Source organism: Saccharopolyspora ipomoeae (genome assembly GCF_029952525.1).
GTDB classification, from domain to species: Bacteria; Actinomycetota; Actinomycetes; order Mycobacteriales; family Pseudonocardiaceae; genus Saccharopolyspora; species Saccharopolyspora ipomoeae.
Genome location: NZ_JASAOF010000029.1, coordinates 20852 through 41240, shown reverse-complemented (window position 1 = coordinate 41240; position 20389 = coordinate 20852). Strand labels below are relative to the sequence as shown.

Here is a 20389-nt window from a genome sequence, read left to right as displayed (position 1 = left end):
GTATCGGGGGCGTGAGCACCTACCCCGAGGCGAAGATCCCCACTGCCCTGTTCGAGGACCCGGAGCGCGAGAGCCGGTGGCGAGCGCGGTTCACCGCGCCGCGCGTGTCGTTGCCCGACTGGGCTCGGGACGCGCCGCAGCGCAGCCTGTACGTGTCGAACTTCAGCGGCACCTGGGAGATCTACGCCTGGGACCGCGACAGCGACAAGCACCGCCAGGTCACCGACCGTCCACAGGGGACGTTCCACGGGACGTTGTCGGTCGACGGCGAGCAGATCTGGTGGTTCGACGACACCGACGGCGACGAGTTCGGCAGCTGGGTGGTCCAGCCGTTCGAGACCGGCGAGACCGCACCCGCCGTTCCCGGCACCCACCCCGGCTACCCGGCGGGGCTGGAGCTGGGCAGCTCGGTGACCGGCCTCGGCATGTCCACCGACGACGGCGTGACCGTGTGGGTGGTGCGCGACGGCGAGCCCGAGGTGCTCTACCAGCACGAGCAGGACGGCGGGCTGGCCGCGATGTCCTGGGACGAGACGATGCTGGTCCTCTCCCACTCCGAGCACGGCGACTCCCGCCACCCGGCGCTGCGGGTGCTGCGGGTGGACGGCTCCGAGGTCGCCGAGAAGTGGGACGGCCCGGGCAAGTCCCTGGACGCGCTGGCGTTCGCGCCCGTCACCGGCGACCCGCGGCTGCTGGTGCTGCACGAGCGGCGCGGCAAGGAGGAGCTGCTGGTCTGGGACGTCCTCGCCGACACCGAGACCGAGATCTCGCTGGACCTGCCCGGTGAGGTCTCCGCCGACTGGTACCCGGACGGCAAGGCGCTGCTGATCGCCCACACCCAGCACGCGCGCACCACCATGCACCGCTACGACCTGGACTCCGGCGAGCTCACCGAGCTCGCCACTCCCCCTGGCACCGTGGCCGGAGCGGCCGTGCGCCCGGACCACGCGGTCGAGTACGTGTGGTCCTCGGCGGCGACGCCGTCGCTGGTGCGGACCGTGTCGGCCACCGGCGACGACCAGGTGCTGCTGACCCCGCCCGGCGAGCGCCCGCCGGAATCGCAGCCGGTCAGCGACGTGTTCGTGGAGATCCCCCACGGCCCGAACGACACCGTGCACGCGCTGGTCGCGCGGCCCGACGGCGCCGGGGACGGGCCGGTGCCGACGGTGTTCAACCTGCACGGCGGTCCGCACGCGGCCGACGAGGACCGGTTCTCCGCCTACCGGGCGGCCTGGCTGGACGCCGGGTTCGCCGTGGTGGAGATCAACTACCGGGGCTCGACCGGTTACGGCTCGGCGTGGCGGGACGCCATCGAGGGCAGGCCCGGCACCACCGAGCTGGAGGACGTCGCGCGGGTCCACGACTGGGCCATCGAGACCGGGCTGACCACGCCCGCGCTGAGCGTCGTCGCGGGTGCTTCCTGGGGCGGCTACCTGACGCTTCTCGCGCTGGGGACCCAGCCGGAGCGCTGGGCCGGCGGTGTCGCCGGGGTGCCGGTCGCCGACTACGTCTCGGCGTTCGCCGACGAGATGGAGCCGCTGCGCGCCTACGACCGCGCGTTGTTCGGCGGCTCCCCGGAGGAGATCCCGGCGGTCTACGAGAAGGCCTCGCCGATCACCTACATCGACCAGGTCCGCGCCCCGGTGCTGGTGCTGGCCGGTGACAACGACCCGCGCTGCCCGATCCAGCAGATCCTCAACTACCTGGACCGGTTGGGCGAGCGGGAGATCCCGTTCGAGTTCTACCGCTACGACGCGGGCCACGGCTCGCTGGTCGTCGCCGAGACGCTGCGCCAGGTCGCGACCGAGATCCACTTCGCCCGGCGGGCCGTCGGGCTGGGATGAGCGGCCGGGGACGGTTTTAGCCCGAATCGCCCGGGGGTGATGCCCGAAATGTCGGGACAGTTATGGCTAAAACCGTCACCTGGTGACCTCTGCGCGCCCTAGCGGCGGAAGCTCAGGGGGAGCGCTGGGAGGCGGACCGTGGGGGTGTCGTCGGGGGCGAACAGCTGCCCGGAGAAGTGGCGGGTCGGCGGGCTCGCGACGCTCCTCCCCTGGGGGTCGGCGTCAGCGCCGCCTCCGGGCGGTAGGTGCGCGGGCGGGCCTTGGTCGACGACGCGGCCGCCGTCGACGACCACCACGCGGTCGGCTTCGGCGGCCAGGTCGAGGTCGTGGCTGATCAGCAAGGTCGTGCGGGTCCGGGCCAGGCGGCGCAGCGGTTCCAGGACGCGCTGGGCCGAGGCCGCGTCCAGGCCGTTGGTGGGTTCGTCGAGGACCAGCACCGACGCGCCGCGCAGGATGGCGCGGGCGAGGGTGATCCGGCGCCGCTGACCGCCGGAGAGCAGCGCGCCGCGCTCCCCCAGCTCGGTGTCGTAGCCGTCGGGCAGGGCGTGGACGAACTCGTCCGCGTCGGCCTCGCGGGCGGCCGCGACGACCTCCGCGCGGGTGGCCGAGGGCGCGCCGAAGGCGATGTTGTCGGCAACAGTGCCGTGGAAGACGGCCGCTTCCTGCGGCACCAGGGCGATCTCGTCGCGCAGCGCCCGCACGCTCAGATCGGACAGGTCCGCGCCGTCGAGCGTGATGCGCCCGGACGTCGGGTCGTAGAACCGCAGCAGCAGCTTGGCCAGCGTGGACTTGCCCGCCCCGCTGGGCCCGGTGACCATCGCGAACTCGCCCGGCCGGACCTCCAGATCGAGGCCGGTCAGCGCGGGCCGGTCGGCACCGGGGTAGGTGAAACCGACGCGCTCGAACCGGATTCCCCGGCGGCGACCGGGCACCAACCGGCCCCGGCCCGCGTCGGCGACGGACGGGCGCTCGTCGAGCAGCTCCACCAGCCGCTCTCCCGCGGCGCGGGCGGCGGTGACCGTCATGGTGATCTGACCGAGGTTCTGCAGCGGCGGGTAGAGGTATCCGATGTAGGCGGCGAAGGCCATCAGGCCGCCGATGCTGATGCGCTGCGCGGCGATCTCCCAGATGCCGACGCCGATCACCAGCAGGACGCACACCGTCTCGACGACGGTGACCAGCGGCGGGTACAGCGCGGTCAGCCGCGCCTGGGCGAGCTTCGCGCGGAACCAGCGGTAGGACTGCTCGTGGAGCTTCTGCGACTGCCGTTCCTGCTGGTTGCACGCCTGCACGAGCTCGACGTTGGTGAGCCCTTCGGCGACCGCGGTGCTGATCGCGCCGTTGGCCGCGCGCTCCTCGGTCGACACCGTCCGGATCCGGGCCGAGAACTTGCGCGCGACCAGGCAGAACGCGGGCGCCAGGGCGAACGACAGCAGCGCCAGGTCCCAGCGCAGGTACAGCGCCGCGCCCGCGTAGAGGACGACCCCGACCACGGCGGTCGCGGTTTCCAGAACGCCGGACGCGACGAGCCTTTCCACGGCTTCCACATCGCCGGAAAAGCGCGCGACGAGATCTCCTCCCGCTCTTCTCGCGAAGAAGTGCGGCGGCAATTCCTGCACGTGCCCGTACAGCGCTCCGCGCAATCGGAGGAGGAATCTCTCCGCAATTCCGGCGGCGAGATATCCGCCGCAGAACGTCGCCACCGCGCCGAGGGCCGCGATGCCCAACCAGGACGCGGCGGGCGCCCAGAACGCGTTGATGTCGCCGGTCGCCAGGGCCTCGTCGGTGAGGACCATGAACATCCAGATCGCCGCGGTGTCGGCGACCGCTGCGAGCACCAGCAACGCCGCGGCACCGGCCAGACCTGCGCGTTCCTGCCGCAGGTAGGGCCAGAACCGGCGGAAGAGCTCACCCGTCGTCATCTCGTCCTCCCGGGAGCGGGCCCGGCGGCGGAGGGGTCCACCGCCGGGCCCGCGGCGTCGGAGTCCCGCGTCGTCAGCGGCGCGGGGCCGGAGCGGGCTGCGGCTGCTGCGGGCGCTCCGGGAAGTGCGGACGCGGGTGGCCGTTACCGGGGAAGGGAATCGGGAAACCCATTTTCTTTTCCTCCATCGATCGGTTCTGAATCGCTCCGCCGATTTCCGGCGGACACCACTCAACTTAATGAGCGCGCCCGGGGGAATTCGACGTGAAGAGCCGCAGAATCGGCTGGACGTTCGCTGAACGCGCGGGCGGACTTTTCGGGCGAAGAGCGCGCTTTCACCCCACCCCGGCTCCCAGCTCTTCGAGAACGGCGCTGTGAGCAACGCCCCTCCGGAGCGGCGGAATATCTCGTTCCGCGCGGTCGTCGTGGTGGGTGTGAGCCATCTGTTTGAACCGATCAAGCTGCGTGATCTGACCGTCCGCAACCGCGTGTGGGTCTCGCCCATGTGCCAGTACTCGGCCACCGACGGCGTGCCCAACGACTGGCACCTGGTCCACCTGGGCCAGTTCGCCATCGGCGGCGCCGGTCTGGTCATCGCCGAGGCCTCGGGCGTGGTGCCGGAAGGCCGCATCACCCCGCAGGACACCGGCCTCTACAACGACGAGCAGGTCGCCGCCTGGCGCCGGATCAACGACTTCGTGCACGCCCAGGGCGCCGCGACCGGCATCCAGCTCGCGCACGCCGGCCGCAAGGCCTCCACCAGCCAGCCCTGGAACGGCGGCACCACCGTCGACGCCTCCGAGGGCGGCTGGCAGACCGTCAGCTCCACCGACAACGCCTTCGGCGACCTGGCGGCACCGCGCGCGCTGACCGCCGAGGAGATCGCCGCGCTGCCGGAGCAGTTCGCCGCCGCCGCGCGCCGCGCCGACGAGGCCGACTTCGACGTCGTCGAGCTGCACTTCGCGCACGGCTACCTGGCGCACCAGTTCTACTCGCCGCTGGTCAACGACCGGACCGATGCCTACGGCGGCGACTTCGAGAGCCGGGTCCGGGTGCTGCTGGAGATCACCGACGCGGTGCGCGCGGCGTGGCCGGAGGGCAAGCCGCTGTTCGCCCGCCTGTCGGCGACCGACTGGGCCGAGGGCGGCTGGACCGGCGACGACTCGGTGCGCCTGTCCCGCCTGCTCGCCGCGCGCGGCGTCGACCTCATCGACGCCTCCACCGGCGGCGCGATCCCGGACGCCCAGATCCCGGTGCGCTCCGGCTACCAGGTCCCGTTCGCGCGGCAGATCAAGCTCGACGCCGAGGTCCCCACCGCCTCGGTCGGTCTGATCACCGCCCCGGAGCAGGCCGAGGAGATCGTGGCCTCGGGTTCGGCGGACGCGGTCCTGCTCGGCCGCGAACTGCTGCGCGACCCGCACTGGCCGCTGCACGCCGCCGACCGCCTCCGCGCCGACGCGCTCTGGCCCGTCCAGTACGAACGCGCCCGCTGATCACGTCGAAAACCCCGGTTCTCACGCGATGAGAACCGGGGTTTTCGACGGCGGGGTGGGTCAGGCGAGTTGGGCCTGCCACATCCAGTGGGACTTCTCCAGGTCGCTGGCGATGGCGATCAGGAGATCCTGGCTGACCAGGTCGGTCTTGTCGGTCTCGTCGATGCGCTTGCGGAGGCGGGTGATGACCTCGGCGAGGGCGTCGACGATCGACTCGATGACCTGCTTGTCGGTGCGCCAGTCCGCGGGGAAGTCCGGGATTCCCGAGCCCTTCGCGACCGTGGCGGCGCGGCCGTCCGGGGAGACTCCGATCGCCACGGAGCGCTCGGCGACGTCATCGGCGTAGCCCCGGGCCGCCGTGACCAGCTCGTCGAGCTGCAGGTGCACGTCGCGGAAGAACCTGCCCACGACGTTCCAGTGCGCCTGCTTGGCGACCAGGTGCAGGTCGATCAGGTCGAGCAGGGTGTCCTGCAGGACCTCACCGGTGATCTCGCGGTCGGCGTCGCCGAGCGGGCCGGTGATCGGGCCCGTGTTCTTCGACGCCGCGCTCTTCTTCGTCGCTGCGGTCTTCTTCGTGGTCTTGGGGGCACTCTTCTGGGCCATGAGCTCGCACAACCTCCTCGAGAACGTGCAGACCCGGTTCAGGGTGCTGCCCAGGAGGTACCCGCGCACGTCGGGCGGTCACACCCGCCGTTCGGCGAACTCCACGACCTGTCGCCCGATGGTGCGCAGCGTGGCGGCGACCTTCTCGTCCTCGCAGCCGCCGTCGGCGTCGAAGCGCGTCTCGGCGGAGTTCACCGCGCCGCCCAGCGGGGTGGGCCAGCCGCGCAGCGCGTGCACGACCGAGCGCAGGGCCTGCAGCGTGGTGACGGTGGCCTGCCAGCCGTAGGCGGTGCCGATGCAGCCGACGGCGCGCCCGTCGAGGTACGGCCGGGCGTCGCCGCGCAGGTCCTCGACGTAGTCGAGGGCGTTCTTGACCAGGCCGGACACCGTGCCGTGGTAGCCGGGCGAGGCGATCAGCACGCCGTCGGCGGTGCGCAGCGCCTCGACGAGCTCGGCGGCGTTGGCGGAGCGCTCGGTCACGTGCGGGTCGTAGAACGGCAGGTCCAGGTCGGCCCCGGTGATCGCCCGGACCTTCGCCCCCGCCTCGCGGGCTCCCTCCAGCGCGGCGTGCAGCACGCGCTCGGACTGCGAGTCGGGGCGGACCGAGCCACCGATCCCCACCACGGTCACCGTCATGTGCCGATCCTTTCACCCGAACCTGGGATCTGTCGCCCCCGTTGTGCTGTGCGGGGTCACGCTAGGACCTCGAGTCCGCTGGAGGTCAAGGTCGACGGGACACTTGGCTACCTGCGGGTAACATAAGACACCACCACCACCTTCCCGGGAAGGCCAGGCTCATGCCCAACGTCGTCGAAGCGCTGCAGCCCGCACTGGAAGGCGCGGCGATGCGCGCCGTGTACGCACTTCCCCAGCCCCTGCGCAGGCTCATCGCGGGCCCACCGGTCCGGCTGGACGACCAGGAACTCGCACTCGACGCGCAGCTGCTCCTCAAGCTGCAGAAGATCACCGGCCAGACCGGCCTGTCCGCGGCGACCGCCGCGAAGGCCCGCGCCGGCATGACGCACGCGACGAAGATCACCTCGCGCGCTCCGCTGCCCGGCGTAGTGGTCGCCGAGCGGACCATCCCGAGCCCGCACGGCGATCTGCCCGCGCGGCTCTACCGCCCCAAGGAGCTCACCGAGACCGGCCCGCTGCTGGTCTTCTACCACGGTGGCGGCTGGGTGATCGGCGACCTGGACAGCCACGACGACCTGTGCCGGTTCCTCGCCAAGAACGCCGGGATCCGGGTGCTGTCGGTGGACTACCGGCTGGCCCCCGAGCACCCCTTCCCCGCCGCGCTCGACGACGCGATGGCCGCCTACACCTACGCCGTGGACAACGCCGCCGAGCTGGGCTCCTCCGGCGACGCGATCGCCGTCGGCGGCGACTCGGCCGGCGGCAACCTCGCCGCCGCCGTCGCGCTGCAGACGACCCGATCGGGTGCGCAGAAGCCGCTGCTGCAGCTGCTGCTGTACCCGGCGGTGGACGCGACCCGGCGGCGCCGCTCGCGGGAGCTGTTCGGCAACGGCTTCCTGCTCACCGACCACGACATGACCTGGTTCATGGAGCAGTACTCTCCCGACGAGGCCACGCTGCCCGACCCGAGGCTGTCGGTGCTGCTCGCCGACGACCACGCCGACCTGCCCACGGCGGTCGTCGTGACCTGCGGTTTCGACCCGCTGCGCGACGAGGGCGAGGCCTACGCCCAGACCTTGGCGGACGCGGGCGTCCCGGTGGTGGCGCGGCGGTTCCCGGACCTGATCCACGGGTTCGCCAGCATCCGCCCGGTCGGCCACCGCTTCGAGGAGGCGCTGTACGAGGTCGTCGGCAACGTCCGCGCGGTGCTCGACCTGCGCAAGGCGTGAGGCGATCGGCACGATTTCAATGGAAGTCGGGTTCCCGATCTCCATTGAAATCGTGCCCACCTCGCCGGGTCCGGCGCGGGCGGTGGGTCACTCCGGGGTCGCGAGCAGTTCGCGGAGGCGGGTGAGGAGCTCCTCGCGGTTCGTCGTGCCGAGGCGCTGCTTGATCCGGCTGATGTGGTGCTCGACGGTCTTGGCGGAGATGAACAGCCGCTTGCCGACCTGCTTGTAGGTCAGCCCGGAGACCACCAGCTCCGCGACCTCCTTCTCCCGCTCGGAGAGGAGCTCGGAGTCCGCGCCGCTGGTCTTGACCGCGCGCGGGCGCGGCGGTTTGCCCTGCAGCGCGCGGGCGCACTCCAGCAGCGCGAGCATCGCGCGGCGGTCGTGGGTGCGGAGGGCGGCCTGCCCGGCGAGGCGGGCGCCGTCCCAGGCCAGGCCCGCGCCGTGCAGGCCGCGGGCGATGCGCTCGACCTCGTCCTGGTCGACCTCGCCGCCCAGGACCCGCAGCCACATCCGGGCGGCCTCGGCCATCGCGCCCGCCAGCGCGTTGTGGTGCGCCAGCGCGTCGAGCCGGTCGGCGAAGTCCCCGGCGGAGGCGGTCTCCTCCAGCACGATGGCTGCCTGCAGCCGCTTCCACAGCAGCATCGCCGTCCACAGCGGCGGGTTGCCGAGCCGGTCCAGCAGCGCACCGGCCTCGTCCAGGTACGGGGTGATCCACTCCTGGTCGCGCAGCCGGGCCGCGGCCACCACCAGCTCGCCCAGCGGCAGCAGCGAGAACAGGTCCACCGAGTGCTCGGCGGCGACCTGGCGGGCCTGCGCGCGGGCGTTGGCCAGCGCCGTCATGTCGTTGTCGCGGCTGGCGATGCCCGCCTCGATCGCGGTGGCCATCAGCCGGTCGCGGGCGGCCATCTCGGAGGCGTCGGGCAGCTTCGCGCGGGCGGTGACGGTGTCGCCCTTGACCAGCGGCAGCCAGGCCGCCAGCAGCCGGTGCCGGTTGTGCAGCAGCGCGCCGCCGGTCCCGGTCTCCACCGCTCTGTCCAAGGTGGACTGGGCGACGTCGAGCTCCCCGCAGTGCAGCGCCACCAGCGCGGCCACCGCCGCCGGAGTGTCGGGCACCAGCACGCCGCGCCCCAGCGGTTCCGCCAGCGAGGCCGCGCGCACCAGCGTGGACAGCGCGGTCGACGCCGATCCGACGACGGACTCGTGCACGCCCACCGCGAGCTGCGCGGCGGCGCCGGTCATCGACGTCGGCGGGCCCGCGTCGTCCCCGGAGCGGAGCAGCTCCTCGGCCTCGCCCAACCGGCCAGCGCCGATGAGACCGACCGCCGCGAACGCCTTGTCCCCGGGCCAGCGCAGCGCGGTCGACGACCAGCGGCACAGCTCCGCGGAGCGCTCCAGCAGACCCCGGTGCGCCAGCACGCCCGCCGCGACCTGCACGCCCAGTTCCCGGTCCGGCGCGGTCTCGTCGACGATCACCCGGTCGGCGAGCCGCAGCGCCTCGTCGAGGTCGCCGGCGACGGCGGCCGCGCGAGCCTGCCGCGCCACCACCGACGCGGCGTCGACACCGGCGGACACCGCGGCGGCCAGCAGCTTCCCGGCCATGTGCGGGGCGACCTGCACGGCCTCGTCCCCGGCGCGCTCGAACGCCTTCGCCAGCGTCGCTTCCGGCAGCAGCGCCATCGGCGCCTCCAGCAGCGGCGCGACCAGCGGCAGCACCGGGCCGCCCCGGGACATCTGGAGTTCCACCAGTCTTCGCGTGATGCGCAGCCGCCGTTCCCACGACGTCAACCGCAGGACCGCGGCGCGCACGATCGGCAGCAGCGCGTCCTCGGCGCCGAGCATCGCGCCGGAGCGCATCGCCGCGAGCACGGCGGCGGTCACCGCGCTGTCGGTGCCGACGACGGCCGCGAGCAGGTCCGGGTGCGGGGTGGCGCCGATGGCCATCGCCGTCGCGCACTCCCAGCCGGTCTCGCCGAGCTGGTCCAGGTCGTGCTGGAAGTGGTCCAGGGTTCGGGCGGGGAACGCGGCGCGTCCGGGTTCGGCCTCGGCGAGCAGCCGGGCGACGTAGCGCGGGACGCCGCCGGTCTGGGTCTGCACCCAGCCGACCCAGTCCAGCGCGCCACCCTCGGCCCGCTCGGCGATCTCCTCCACGCCCAGGGCCGCGAGCAGCACCGGGGCGCCGAGCTCGTCGATGAGCTCGCCGAGCGCGGCGCTGCGCGGGCCCGGCCGGTAGGCGACCAGCAGCCGCGTCCCGGGACGGCGGGCGAGTTCGGCGAGCCGCAGCAGCAGGTCGTCGTCGAGCCGGTGCGCGTCGTCGACCAGCACCGCGCCCTCGTCGGCGCGGTCGAGCTCCCGGACGCCCAGCACCGGCACGCCGGCCTCGCGGTAGGTCGCGGCGATCGCTTCGAGCAGGGCGGTCTTGCCGAATCCGCCCGCGCCCTGGATGCCGACGGCGATCGGCGAGCCCGGGGAGGATTCGATGGCCGACCGCAGTCCGCTCGCGTGCCCGTCCGGGACCAGGGCGGCGCGGGAGGTCGTCGAGTGGTTCACGCCTGCCTTCCTCGTCTTCCGGTTGCTGGGTCTGGCGGTGCTGCTGGGTCGTCCGGTCGGGTGATCAGTTGGCTGACGGTGCCGGGGTGGAATCGCGTTGCGCGGTATGCCGTTCCGTTAGCGAAAAAGCCCCTCCGGAGGTCCGGAGCTACTTGAGCAGGTCCATCACGCCGGTGATCGAGTGGTCCTTGGTCATGAAGGTGATCACGATGCCGATGGCGATGAGCACCGCCGCCACCACGAGCTTGATGATCTTCATGCGCTTGGCCCGCGCCTCGTCGGGCGGCTCGATCGGCATCGGCTCGACCTCGATCGGCGGGCGTTCGACGGGTTCGGGTTCGTCATCGATGTCATCGAGGGAATCGAAGCCCTCGACCGCCATGAGCACGCTGGTCTCGGCCACCGAACCCCGGTCGGTGTGGGTCGACAGCACCTGCTGCGCGGCCAGCGCGGCACCGCTCGCGGCGGTCAGCTCGGGCGCCACGTCGACCAGCGGCGGGGTTCCCAGCCGCTCGGCGACCAGCTGCTTGAGCAGCGGCGTGCGCGCGACACCGCCCGCGAGCAGCACCGTCTCGACGTCGTCCGGGCGCAGCGAAGCCGACTGCACGGCCTGCGAGATCAGCTCCGGCACGCGCTCCAGGTGCGGCCGGGCCAGCTGCTCGTAGCGGGCCCGCGAGAGCCCGAACTCGGTGCGCACGCCCGGCAGGTCCACCCACATCGACACCCCGGGCTGGTGCGACAGGGCCTCCTTGGCGCGCACGCACTCGGCGCGCAGCTTGGCCAGCGCCGCGCGGTGGTTGACGTCGGAGGCGTCCAGGGCGGCGAGCTGGGCGGAGAACTGCTCGCGGATCAGCTCGAACAGCGCGTCGTCGAGGTCCTGGCCGGAGGGGTGGTCGGTGTCCAGCGGCGAGCCGACGACGTCGAAGGTGGGGTGGCGGCGGCGCAGCGCGGTCGCGTCGAAGCCGCTGCCGCCGACGTTGGCGACCACGAGCGGATGCTGGTCGTCCACTCGCTGCTTGCTCGCGTAGTCGAGGGCGACGGCGGTCGGTTCGGGGATCATCGTCACGTCGGTGATCCCGAGCTGGGACAGCGCCTGCTGCACGAGGTGGATCCGGTGCGGCCCCCAGGCGGCGCTGTGGGCGATGGCGATGTGCTCGGGCGGGTGCCCCTGCCGCTGGGTCGCGGCGTCGGAGACCCACTCGATCATGGCGGCGACCAGGCGCTGGGCCGGGACGAACTCGCTGCCGACCACCAGCGGCAGGTCGTCGCCGAGCCTGCTGGTGAAGCCGCGCGCGACCCACTCGTGGTGGCTGATCTCCTGGCGGGCGGCGGCCTCCCCGGCGACGAACGACCCGTCCTGGACCCGGCACAGCACGGTCGGCACCACCGGGCCGTTGCCCGCGAGGGGCACGGGAACCGTGGCCGCCCAGCGGCCACCGTTGCGCCTGGCCGTGGCGGCGGTCGTCACCGTCGCGCCCAGGTGAACGCCCAGGACGTAAGGCATGCAATCCCTTCGTGTCACCGACTTGAACGAGTGCCAGGGTCCCCGATCGTGGGACAGCACTCCGGCTGGGGTGCACACAATTTAGCGGCACCCAGTTACGGAGCGGCTTCGGACTCCCCTAGGTAGCCCCCAATGGAGTACCCAACCGATCCCCTAATAGAGATCTCGATGACTAGGAGTCGTACCCGATGGCTAGGGGGCGGGTCATCCCTACGGTGATCAACACAGGAGTGAGGGACGGCACGACCTCACTCGGTCCACCTAGCCGAGTACCGCTGAGCATCGGGAGGTCCGACGATGGCGAACCCTCAGCACCCCTCCGGTCAGGCCGAGTCCCCCATCTCCGACCCCGGGACGCACGCCAACTCCGGCCTGCCCGCGGAACCGACGCTGCACGAGTTCCTCACGCGCCTCGTCAGCGATCCGGCCGCGCGGTCGGCCTTCGACGCTGATCCGCAAGCCACGCTGGATCAGGTCGGACTCGGGGAAATGAGCGCGACGGACGTTTTGCAAGCAACGTCGCTGGTCCTCGACTACGCGCCGGTCGAGGTGGTCAACGCGTACGACCGCTCGCTCTCGAGCAGCGTCGAGCAATTCGCCGCGAGCAACCAGCATGTCGCGATCAGTGAACTGCATCCCGCACATCCACACGAGCAGGAAGAACTCAGCATGCTGCAGAACACCCCCTCTGACGACTTCGGCAAGGGCGGCGACGTCGACGCCCAGCTGCCGACCCCGGCCCCCGCTCCGAGCCACGGCGACGTCGACATCGAGCACAACGACATCGACTCGCACAACGTGTTCAACGTGCACGACAACAACGTGCTCTCGGGCAACACCGTGAACATCGGTGGCGACAGCCTCGACCTGTCCTCGACCGTCGGCTCGGTCACCAGCACGGCCACCCACGTGTTCGACGGCTCGCTGGACGTCGTTTCCGGCACCGGTTCGCTGATCCACGGCGACGTCACCAACGTGGTCGGCGACGTGGCCTCGGGCAACGTGACCGACGTGGTCTCCAACGCCCCGGTCGTCGGCGACGTCGTCTCCAACGTCACCTCGGGCGACGTCACCGGCGTCGCCGGTGACCTCACCAACACCGTCTCGAACGCCCCGGTCGTGGGCGACGTGGCCGCCAACGTGACCCAGGCCGTGGGCGACGCCCCGGTCGTCGGCGACGTCGTCGGCAACGTCACCTCGGGCGACGTCACCGGTGTCGCGGGCGACCTGACCAGCACCGTCTCCGAGGCCCCGGTCGTCGGCGACGTCGTCGGCTCGGTCACCTCGGGCGACGTGACCGGCATCGCCGGCAACCTGACCGACACCGCCGCCGGCCTGCCGGTCGTGGGCGACGTGGCCGAGACCGCCACCGGCGCGCTGGGCGACGTCCCGGTCGTGGGCGACGTGGCCGGCTCGGTCGCGGGCGGCGACGCCTCGGGCATCGCGGGCGACCTCACCGGTGCCGTCTCCGACGTCCCGGTCGTGGGCGACCTGGCCGGTGCCGTGGGCGGCGCCGCCACCAGCGGTGACCCGCTGGGCATCGTGGCCGGCGTCCCGGTCGTGGGCGACGTGGTCTCCACCGCCACCAACACCGTCGGCTCCGTCCCGGTCGTGGGCGACGTCGTCGGCGACGTGACCTCGGGCGACGTGACCGGCGTGGCCGGCACCCTGACCGACGCCGGCGCCAACGTGCCGGTCGTGGGCGACGCCCTGGGCGACCTGGCGGGCGGCGACCCGGCCGGTGCGGTCTCCAACGTCCCGGTCGTCGGCGAGGTCGCCGACACCGCCACCGGCGCGCTGGGCAACGTCCCGGTCGTGGGCGACGTGGCCGCGGGTGCCGCGGGCGGCGACCTGGTCAACAACGTCCCGGTCGGCTCCGAGGCCTTCGGCGACGTCGCGGGCACGGTCACCGACGCGGTGGCCAACGTCCCGGTCGCCGGCGACCTGGCCAGCACCGTGACCGACACCGTTGCCGGTGGCGACGTCACCGCGCTGCCGGTCGACGACCTGAGCTCGGCGCTGCCGACCGACGCGCTGCCGGTCGAGGACGTCACCTCCGCCCTGCCGCTGGGCGACGCCGCTCCGCTGGCCCCGGTCGGCGACGTGGTCTCGCACCTGCCGGCCCCGAGCGACCTGCCGGTCGCGGGCCCGGTCGTCGGCGAGCCGGTCGAGGACGTGGTGCACACCGCCACCGACGCGCTGCCGCTGGACGGCCTGCTCTGATCGCTCTCCGCGACTGAGCCTTGAGAATGCCGGGCTTCGCTCACTGAGCGGAGTCCGGCATTCTTCACTTTCCGGAAAATTCGCGCACTCTTGCAACACGCCGAGTGCTCGATAACGATGCGAGTTCAACCGATTGGGTTTCTCTCTCAGCTGCGGCACGACACAATGGCCGCCGTGATCGAGACGGCGTTGGTGGAACTGATCGACCGCGCTACTGCCGAATGTGCCGAGCAGCAGCGCGCCGATCTGCATGGACGCCTGCGCCAGATCAGAACCAGGGTGCTCGACCCGACCCAGCTCGTGCTGGTCGTCGGTGAGTCCAAGCAGGGCAAATCAGCACTGGTCAACGCCATCGTGAACGCCCCCGTGTGCCCCTCGGGCGACGACGTGACGACGACCGTGCCGACGCTCGTGCGCTACGCGGACGAGCCGACCGCGCTGCTCATCGAGCAGGAACCCGCGCAGGGCCCGATCGCCCTGGACCGCACTCCGGTGCCGATCGACCAGGTCCGCGAGCACATGGAGCGCGCCGCCGCGAACGGCCGCCCGGTGACGCGAGGCGAGATCGGCATCCCCCGAGCGGTGCTCCAGAACGGCCTCGCGCTCATGGACACCCCGGGTGTGGGGAGCGTCTCATCTTTCCTCACCTCGACGACACTCTCCGTAGTCGCCGAGGCGGACGCCCTCCTGATGGTGTCCGATTCGACGCAGGAGCTGACGACCAACGAGCTCGCGTTCCTCAAGCAGGCGACCGCGCTGTGCCCGAACATCGCGCTCGTCATGCCCAAGATCGACCGGACCCCGCACTGGCGGAAGGTCCTGGAGGTCAACCGCAAGCACCTCAGCAACGCGGGCATCTCCGCGAAGCTGTTCCCGGTCTCGGCCGACATCCGGATGCGCGCCATGCAGGCCCGCAACACCAACCTCAACGCCGAGTCCGGGTTCCCGCAGCTGCTGGAGTTCCTGCAGACCGAGCTCGCCGGCCAGCACGAGCAGTTCACCCGAAGGCTGGTGGCGCACAACGTCTCCGAGGCGCTGACCCAGATCAACGACTCGCTGCGCGCCGAGCTCGCCGCGCAGAACCCGCGCACCGCCGCCGAGACGCTGGTCGAGCTGGAGACCGCGCAGCGCCGGGCCGAGGACCTGCGGCGGATCTCCGGGCACTGGCAGAAGACCCTCAACGACGGCATCTCCGAGCTGTTCACCGACATCGAGTACGACTTCCGCGAGCGCACCTGGGCGGTGCTGCACGAGGTCAACGAGATCTTCGAGGTCGCCGACCCGCTGCCGATCTGGGAGGACTTCACCCGCTGGCTGCAGGCGCGGCTCACCGACGCCATCACCGAGACCTTCGGCTGGCTGGAGCAGCGGCAGCAGCGGCTCGCCGAGATGGTGGCCGAGCAGATGCCGCCGCAGCAGATGAGCCGCCCGCCCGAGCTCAACCCGGTGCTGATGCCGGAGCCGTTCGACGACGTGCCCCAGCCGAAGCTGCCGACCGGCGCCGACTACAAGAACTTCGACCAGGTCCTGACGGGTCTGCGCGGTTCCTACGGCGGCGTGCTCATGTTCGGCCTGATCACCACGATGGCCGGGCTGCCGCTGATGAACGTCGTGTCGATCTCGGCGGGCGTGCTGCTGGGCACCAAGAGCCTCAAGGAAGAGAAGGACATGCGGCTGCGCCGCCGCCAGACCGAGGCCAAGAGCAACGTGCAGCGGCACATCGAGCAGGTGATCTTCCAGGTCAACAAGGACTCGAAGGACACCATCCGCGCGATCCACAAGGCGCTGCACAAGCACTTCACCCGGATCACCGAGGACGCCCAGATGGAGATCAGCCAGTCCATCCAGGCGATCAAGCGCTCCGCCGAGCGCAGCGCGGTCGACCGCGACCAGCGCGCCCGGGAGATCAAGCAGAAGCTGGAGGAGATCACGGTGCTGCGCCGCCGGGTCACCCAGCTCACGCAGAACCGGATCACCGCCGCATGAGCACCGAGGTACTCCTGGAGCGGGCCAAGGGCCTGCTGCTGCGCACCATGACGTTCTACCGCGACGACCCGCGCACCTCGACGTGGTTGCGGGACCGGCTGGAGCGGCTCGACCAGCCGCTGCGGATCGCGGTGAGCGGGCGGGTGAAGTCGGGCAAGTCGACGCTGATCAACGCGCTGATCGGCACCGACCTGGCGCCGACCGACGCCGAGGAGCGCACCCAGGTCACGACGTTCTACCAGTACGGGCCGGAACCGAAGATCCTGGTGCACACGCCGCACGGCGCGGTGCAGAACGTCCCCGTGTCCACGTTGGACTCGGCGACGATCCGGGACCTGCAGCACTGGCGGCCGGACGAGGTATCGCGGCTGGTCATCGAGTCCCCCACCCCGGGGCTGCAGGCGATCACGCTGATCGAGACGCCCGGCGTGGCCTCGGCGGCGGTGCAGGAGACCGGGCGGTCCGCGCTCGCGCAGATCCTCTCCGAGTCCGACGCCGTGCTCTACCTGACCCGCTACCCGCGGCAGACGGACCTGCAGTTCCTCCAGTCGGTGAACGAGCTGCAGACCGCGCGCAGCGTGCCGATCAACACCATCGTCGCGTTCTCCCGAGCCGACGAGACCGGCGACGGCGGCTCGGACGCGCTGGTCGCGGCCGAGCGGATCGCCGAGCGCTACCGCACCGACCCGACGCTGAGCTCCTTCGCGCAGCACTTCATCCCGGTCGTGGGCCTGCTCGGGCAGGCCGCGTCGACGATGACCGAGGACGACTTCAAGATCCTCGCCTACCTGGCGCGGCTGTCCGACACGGACCGGGACACGCTGCTGCTGTCGGCGGAGCGGTTCATCAAGGCCGGGCTGGAGGCGGTGCCGTCGGAGATCCGGCAGCGGCTGCTGGAGCGCTTCGGCCACTACGGCATCGCCCGATCGCTGGACCTGCTGCGCGGCGGCGCGTCCACGGCCCAGCAGCTGCAGCAGGAGCTGCTGGAGACCAGCGGGCTCAACACCTTGCAGGAGACGCTGCACTCGCAGTTCGTGGAGCGCCAGGACGCGCTGCGCGCCCGGTCCGCGCTGCTGGCGGTGGACATGGTGCTGCGCGCCAACCCGCGTCCCGGCGTGCAGCAGCTGCTCGGCGAGTTCGAGCGGGTGCTCAGCAACGCCCACGAGTGGAACGAGCTGCGCACGCTGTCCGCGCTGGACTCCGGTCAGATCCGGTTCTCCCGCCCGCTGCAGGCCGAGGCCAAGCGCCTGCTGGGCGCCTCGGGGCACTCGCCGCACGCCCGGCTCGGCCTGGACGAGAACGCCCTGACCAACGACCTCGCCGACGAGGCGACCGCGACCCTGTCCCGCTGGCGCGAGCAGTCCGTCAACCCGCTGCTGGACCGCGCCCACCGCGACGCCGTCCGCACGGTGCTCCGCAGCGCGGAGCGCGTGATCCTGCACCAGATCCAGAACCAGGGCCAACAACCGAACCGGGCCCAGCAGCAGGCCGCGCAGGCCCAGCAGCAGGCCGCGCAAGCCCAGGCCCAGCAAGCCGCGCAGGCGCAAGCCCAGGCCGAGGCGGAACGAGCCCGCCAGGCCGCCGAGGTCGAGCAGGCACGGCGGGCAGCGGAGGCGGAGCAGGCCCGGCAGGCCGCGGAGGCGGAGCAAGCCCGCCAAGCCGCGGAAGCGGAGCAGGCCCGGCAGGCCGCGGAAGCCGAGCAGGCCCGGCAGGCCGCGGAGGCCGAGCGCGCTCGCCAAGCGGCCGAGGCCGAGCAGGCCAGGCAAGCCGAACAGGCCCGCCAAGCCGCGGAAGCGGAACGAGCCCGGCAAGCGGCCGAGGCCGAGCAGGCCAGGCGGGCCGCCGAAGCCGAACGAGCCCGCCAGGACGAGTCGTCCACACCGTCCCGCAGCGCCGACGACCCCAACCGCACCCCGGCCACCCAGTTCCTGCAGCAGCACGACCACCCGACGGGCCGCCGGGCCCTGCGCGAGGTCGGCACCAGCACCGGCGGCCGACGTCGCGCCCCGGAGCCGGGCGAGACCCCGAACCGCTCCCGCTCCAGCGTCAACCAACCCACCGGCAGCCACGCCAAACCGGACCCCGACGAGTCCCGCCACTACGTCGACCCCACCCCCTCGGGCCGCCACTCCCGAGGCTGACCTCACGGCGGGGTTCCCGATTTCAATGGAAGTCGGGTCCCCGATTTCCATTGAGATCGGGGGCCCCGCCGGGCCGAGGGCTACAGGTGGAGGTCTCGGAGGGTTTGGTGGAGTTGGTCGACGAGGGGGCGACGTCGGGCGAGGACGTCGGCCGCCGCCGGGTCCGGGGTGGCCCGGGAGTCGATGGTGACGAGTTCGGCCGCGTGGGCGAGGGAGTCGATCTCGCCGAGGGCACGCCACGCCAGGAGGACCGCGCCGAGACCTGAACCGCCGCTTCCTTCGGCGAGGTCGAGGTCCATGTTCAGGGCGGAGGCGATGGTCTCGGCCCAGACCCGGCTGCGGAAACCGCCGCCGGTGGCGCGGACGGCGCGGACCTCGGCGCCGGTGTCGATGACCGCGTCGCGGACGAGGGCGAGCTGCTGGGCGACTCCCTCGATCACCGCGCGGGTCATCTCGGCGCGGCCGTGCGAGCGGCGCAGACCGAGGAGAGCGCCGGTCAGGCCCGGTTCCCACCAGGGAGCGCGCTCGCCGAGCAGGTACGGCAGGGCCATCAGCCCGTCCGCACCGGCCGGGACCGCGGCGGCCTCGTCGAGCAGGTCGGCGACGTCCACGCCGAACGCCTCCGCGGCCCACTGGCCGACGACACCGCCGTTGCTGACCGCGCCGCCGATCACCCACAGACCGTCGGCCAGCGCGTAGCTGAAGGTGCGGCAGCGGGCGTCCACGCCCGGCTCGTCGCGGGTCACTCGCAGCGCGCCGCTGGTGCCCAGCGACAGCGCGGCCACGCCCGGCGCCACCGCGCCCACGCCCAGGTTCGCGAGCGGCCCGTCGCCCCCGCCGAGCACGACGGGGAGTCCGGCCGGGAGCCCGACGGTCTCGGCGACCCGCGTCCCGAGCGGGACGATCGCCGTCGGCTCGCGGAGCTCGGGCAGCTGCTCGGCGCGGATGCCGGCGACCTCCAGCGCGGGTTCGTGCCAGCGCAGCGTGCGCATGTCCTGCATCCCGCTGCCGGAGCTCAGCGAGTGCTCGGTGACGAACTCGCCGGTGAAGGCCGTGACGACGTAGTCCTTGAGCGCGCACCAGCGCTCGACCCGGCCGCTGTCGACACCGCCGCTCTCGACACCGCCGATCTCGGCTCCGCCCGAGGTCAGCCAGGCCAGCTTCACCATGACCGACTGGGTGTGCACCGGAGTTCCGGTCGCGCGGTGCAGTGCGGAGGCCGTCCCGGGCTCGGCCCGCAACCGGGCGGCGACCTCGGCGGCGCGGGTGTCGGCCCAGTTGAAGGCGGGTGTCGCCGGTTCGCCCCGGGAGTCCAGGCCGACCAGGGTGTGCATCGCGCTGCTGAACGACAGCCCGGCGACCTCGTGCCCCTGCTCCCGGGCCCACGCCGCGCACTCGGCCAGCGCCCCGATCGCGGCTTCGAGCACCTCCGCGGCGTCCTGGGTCGCCTCGCCCGGCTCATCGGTGCGCAGCGGGTACCCGCGCTCGCTGGTGTGCAGGACCCGAGCATCGGTGCCTGCGGCGACGACCTTGGTAGCAGTGGTGCCGAGATCGACACCCAGCACGACCGGGACAGAACTCATGCGACGAACCTATCCGCCCCCGAACCACCGGATCAGCCCAGGCATGGTGCCCAGGATCACTCCGTTTCAGACCACCTGCTCCGCTTGCGGAGCGAATCGAGATCGATCCGCAGGTCGAAGGGCTCGTCGGACACGAACACACCCGTACCGTTGAAGATCTCCTGATACACACCGTCGACGAGTCGATGCGCGGTGAGCCTCGGCTGCGCGCTGATGTCGAGAACCCAGTAGTGGGGAATCCCCGCCTCGGCGTACTCGGTGCGCTTGGCGGCGACGCCGTCAAGCGGCGGCACCACCTCGACGGCGAGCAGAACGTCCTCGGCGTAGATGTGCACCGGGTCGTCAATGATCCGTTCCAAGGGCACCGCGATCACATCGGGAACCCGCACCGTGGGCGGAAACGTCCCGTCGATCACGACTTCTGTCGCGAGAATCGTGGTCCACTCATGGGGAGGGCCGAGTCCAGCTCAGAAGAGACCCGCACGAGCATGAGCTGATGGAGCGGTGCCGCCTTCGGAAAGACCTGGAACACGCCTTCGCGCAGTTCGTAGAGCTGGGAGTTGTCCTCGGGGAGTGCGTCGAACTCCGCCAGGCTCATTCGCCAATCGATCACCCGGCGAAAATAAGGGCGCCCGCTCCCTCCGGGGAAGGAGCGGACGCCCTTGAGTGCCTGATCAGA

14 protein-coding genes are annotated in these 20389 nt (G+C 72.0%); 6 read left to right on the top strand and 8 right to left on the bottom strand.

What is annotated here, in order from left to right:
• Positions 1 to 11: 11 nt before the first annotated feature.
• On the top strand, positions 12 to 1844 hold the full coding sequence (locus tag QFW96_RS27610; protein WP_281458671.1) for a S9 family peptidase: 1833 nt from the start codon (positions 12 to 14) through the stop codon (positions 1842 to 1844).
• Positions 1845 to 1942: 98 nt separating this feature from the next.
• On the opposite strand, the gene QFW96_RS27605 is transcribed toward QFW96_RS27610, so the two are convergent.
• Positions 1943 to 3766, bottom strand: a complete 1824-nt coding sequence (locus QFW96_RS27605; protein ID WP_281458670.1) for an ABC transporter ATP-binding protein — start codon at positions 3764 to 3766, stop codon at positions 1943 to 1945.
• A gap of 433 nt (positions 3767 to 4199) precedes the next feature.
• Here QFW96_RS27605 and QFW96_RS27600 point away from each other — a divergent pair, with 433 nt between their 5' ends.
• Positions 4200 to 5258 (top strand): NADH:flavin oxidoreductase/NADH oxidase, encoded by a 1059-nt coding sequence (locus QFW96_RS27600; protein ID WP_281458669.1) that lies wholly within the window; start codon positions 4200 to 4202, stop codon positions 5256 to 5258.
• A gap of 60 nt (positions 5259 to 5318) precedes the next feature.
• Here QFW96_RS27600 and QFW96_RS27595 read toward each other — a convergent pair whose 3' ends face one another.
• Both QFW96_RS27595 and QFW96_RS27590 read right to left on the bottom strand, forming a co-directional pair.
• Entirely contained in the window at positions 5319 to 5861 is a 543-nt protein-coding gene (locus QFW96_RS27595) for a Dps family protein (RefSeq protein WP_281458668.1), read from the bottom strand.
• Positions 5862 to 5939: 78 nt separating this feature from the next.
• Positions 5940 to 6497 carry an NADPH-dependent FMN reductase gene (locus tag QFW96_RS27590; RefSeq protein WP_281458667.1) on the bottom strand — a complete coding sequence of 186 codons (558 nt, stop codon included), beginning with the start codon at positions 6495 to 6497 and terminating at the stop codon, positions 5940 to 5942.
• Positions 6498 to 6658: 161 nt separating this feature from the next.
• Here QFW96_RS27590 and QFW96_RS27585 point away from each other — a divergent pair, with 161 nt between their 5' ends.
• Positions 6659 to 7726 carry an alpha/beta hydrolase gene (locus QFW96_RS27585; protein WP_281458666.1) on the top strand — a complete coding sequence of 356 codons (1068 nt, stop codon included), beginning with the start codon at positions 6659 to 6661 and terminating at the stop codon, positions 7724 to 7726.
• 87 nt (positions 7727 to 7813) lie between these two features.
• Here the strand turns inward: QFW96_RS27585 and QFW96_RS27580 are convergent, their stop codons facing one another.
• The gene (locus QFW96_RS27580) at positions 7814 to 10273 is read right to left on the bottom strand and encodes a helix-turn-helix transcriptional regulator (RefSeq protein ID WP_281458665.1); all 2460 of its coding nucleotides are present in this window, start codon (positions 10271 to 10273) and stop codon (positions 7814 to 7816) included.
• 148 nt (positions 10274 to 10421) lie between these two features.
• Positions 10422 to 11777, bottom strand: coding sequence for an Hsp70 family protein (locus QFW96_RS27575; protein ID WP_281458664.1), 1356 nt, complete (start codon positions 11775 to 11777; stop codon positions 10422 to 10424).
• A 297-nt stretch (positions 11778 to 12074) separates the two neighbouring features.
• Between QFW96_RS27575 and QFW96_RS27570 the strand changes: the two genes are divergently transcribed.
• From QFW96_RS27570 to QFW96_RS27560, 3 genes are all read left to right on the top strand, one after another.
• Positions 12075 to 14000, top strand: a complete 1926-nt coding sequence (locus tag QFW96_RS27570; RefSeq protein ID WP_281458663.1) for an IniB N-terminal domain-containing protein — start codon at positions 12075 to 12077, stop codon at positions 13998 to 14000.
• A gap of 174 nt (positions 14001 to 14174) precedes the next feature.
• Positions 14175 to 15986 carry a dynamin family protein gene (locus tag QFW96_RS27565; protein WP_281458662.1) on the top strand — a complete coding sequence of 604 codons (1812 nt, stop codon included), beginning with the start codon at positions 14175 to 14177 and terminating at the stop codon, positions 15984 to 15986.
• Positions 15983 to 18127: a dynamin family protein gene (locus tag QFW96_RS27560; RefSeq protein ID WP_281458661.1), complete on the top strand. Its 2145-nt coding sequence runs from the start codon at positions 15983 to 15985 to the stop codon at positions 18125 to 18127. The genes QFW96_RS27565 and QFW96_RS27560 overlap by 4 nt, the downstream gene beginning before the upstream one ends.
• Before the next feature lie 80 nt (positions 18128 to 18207).
• On the opposite strand, the gene QFW96_RS27555 is transcribed toward QFW96_RS27560, so the two are convergent.
• The 3 genes from QFW96_RS27555 to QFW96_RS27545 are packed head-to-tail and all read right to left on the bottom strand — an operon-like array spanning position 18208 to position 20323.
• Positions 18208 to 19710: a gluconokinase gene (locus QFW96_RS27555; protein ID WP_281458660.1), complete on the bottom strand. Its 1503-nt coding sequence runs from the start codon at positions 19708 to 19710 to the stop codon at positions 18208 to 18210.
• Between the two features lie 56 nt (positions 19711 to 19766).
• Positions 19767 to 20126, bottom strand: a complete 360-nt coding sequence (locus QFW96_RS27550; protein ID WP_281458659.1) for a Uma2 family endonuclease — start codon at positions 20124 to 20126, stop codon at positions 19767 to 19769.
• A complete protein-coding gene (locus tag QFW96_RS27545) occupies positions 20123 to 20323 on the bottom strand; it encodes a hypothetical protein (protein WP_281458658.1) in 201 nt (66 codons plus the stop codon). The genes QFW96_RS27550 and QFW96_RS27545 overlap by 4 nt, the downstream gene beginning before the upstream one ends.
• Positions 20324 to 20389 lie beyond the last annotated feature (66 nt).

Coding starts and splice junctions, on each gene's coding strand:
- QFW96_RS27555 (WP_281458660.1), bottom strand. CDS start 19,710: ATGAGTTCTGTCCCGGTCGTGCTGGGTGTCGATCTCGGCACCACTGCT.
- QFW96_RS27590 (WP_281458667.1), bottom strand. CDS start 6,497: ATGACGGTGACCGTGGTGGGGATCGGTGGCTCGGTCCGCCCCGACTCG.
- QFW96_RS27575 (WP_281458664.1), bottom strand. CDS start 11,777: ATGCCTTACGTCCTGGGCGTTCACCTGGGCGCGACGGTGACGACCGCC.
- QFW96_RS27595 (WP_281458668.1), bottom strand. CDS start 5,861: ATGGCCCAGAAGAGTGCCCCCAAGACCACGAAGAAGACCGCAGCGACG.
- QFW96_RS27605 (WP_281458670.1), bottom strand. CDS start 3,766: ATGACGACGGGTGAGCTCTTCCGCCGGTTCTGGCCCTACCTGCGGCAG.
- QFW96_RS27585 (WP_281458666.1), top strand. CDS start 6,659: ATGCCCAACGTCGTCGAAGCGCTGCAGCCCGCACTGGAAGGCGCGGCG.
- QFW96_RS27570 (WP_281458663.1), top strand. CDS start 12,075: ATGGCGAACCCTCAGCACCCCTCCGGTCAGGCCGAGTCCCCCATCTCC.
- QFW96_RS27560 (WP_281458661.1), top strand. CDS start 15,983: ATGAGCACCGAGGTACTCCTGGAGCGGGCCAAGGGCCTGCTGCTGCGC.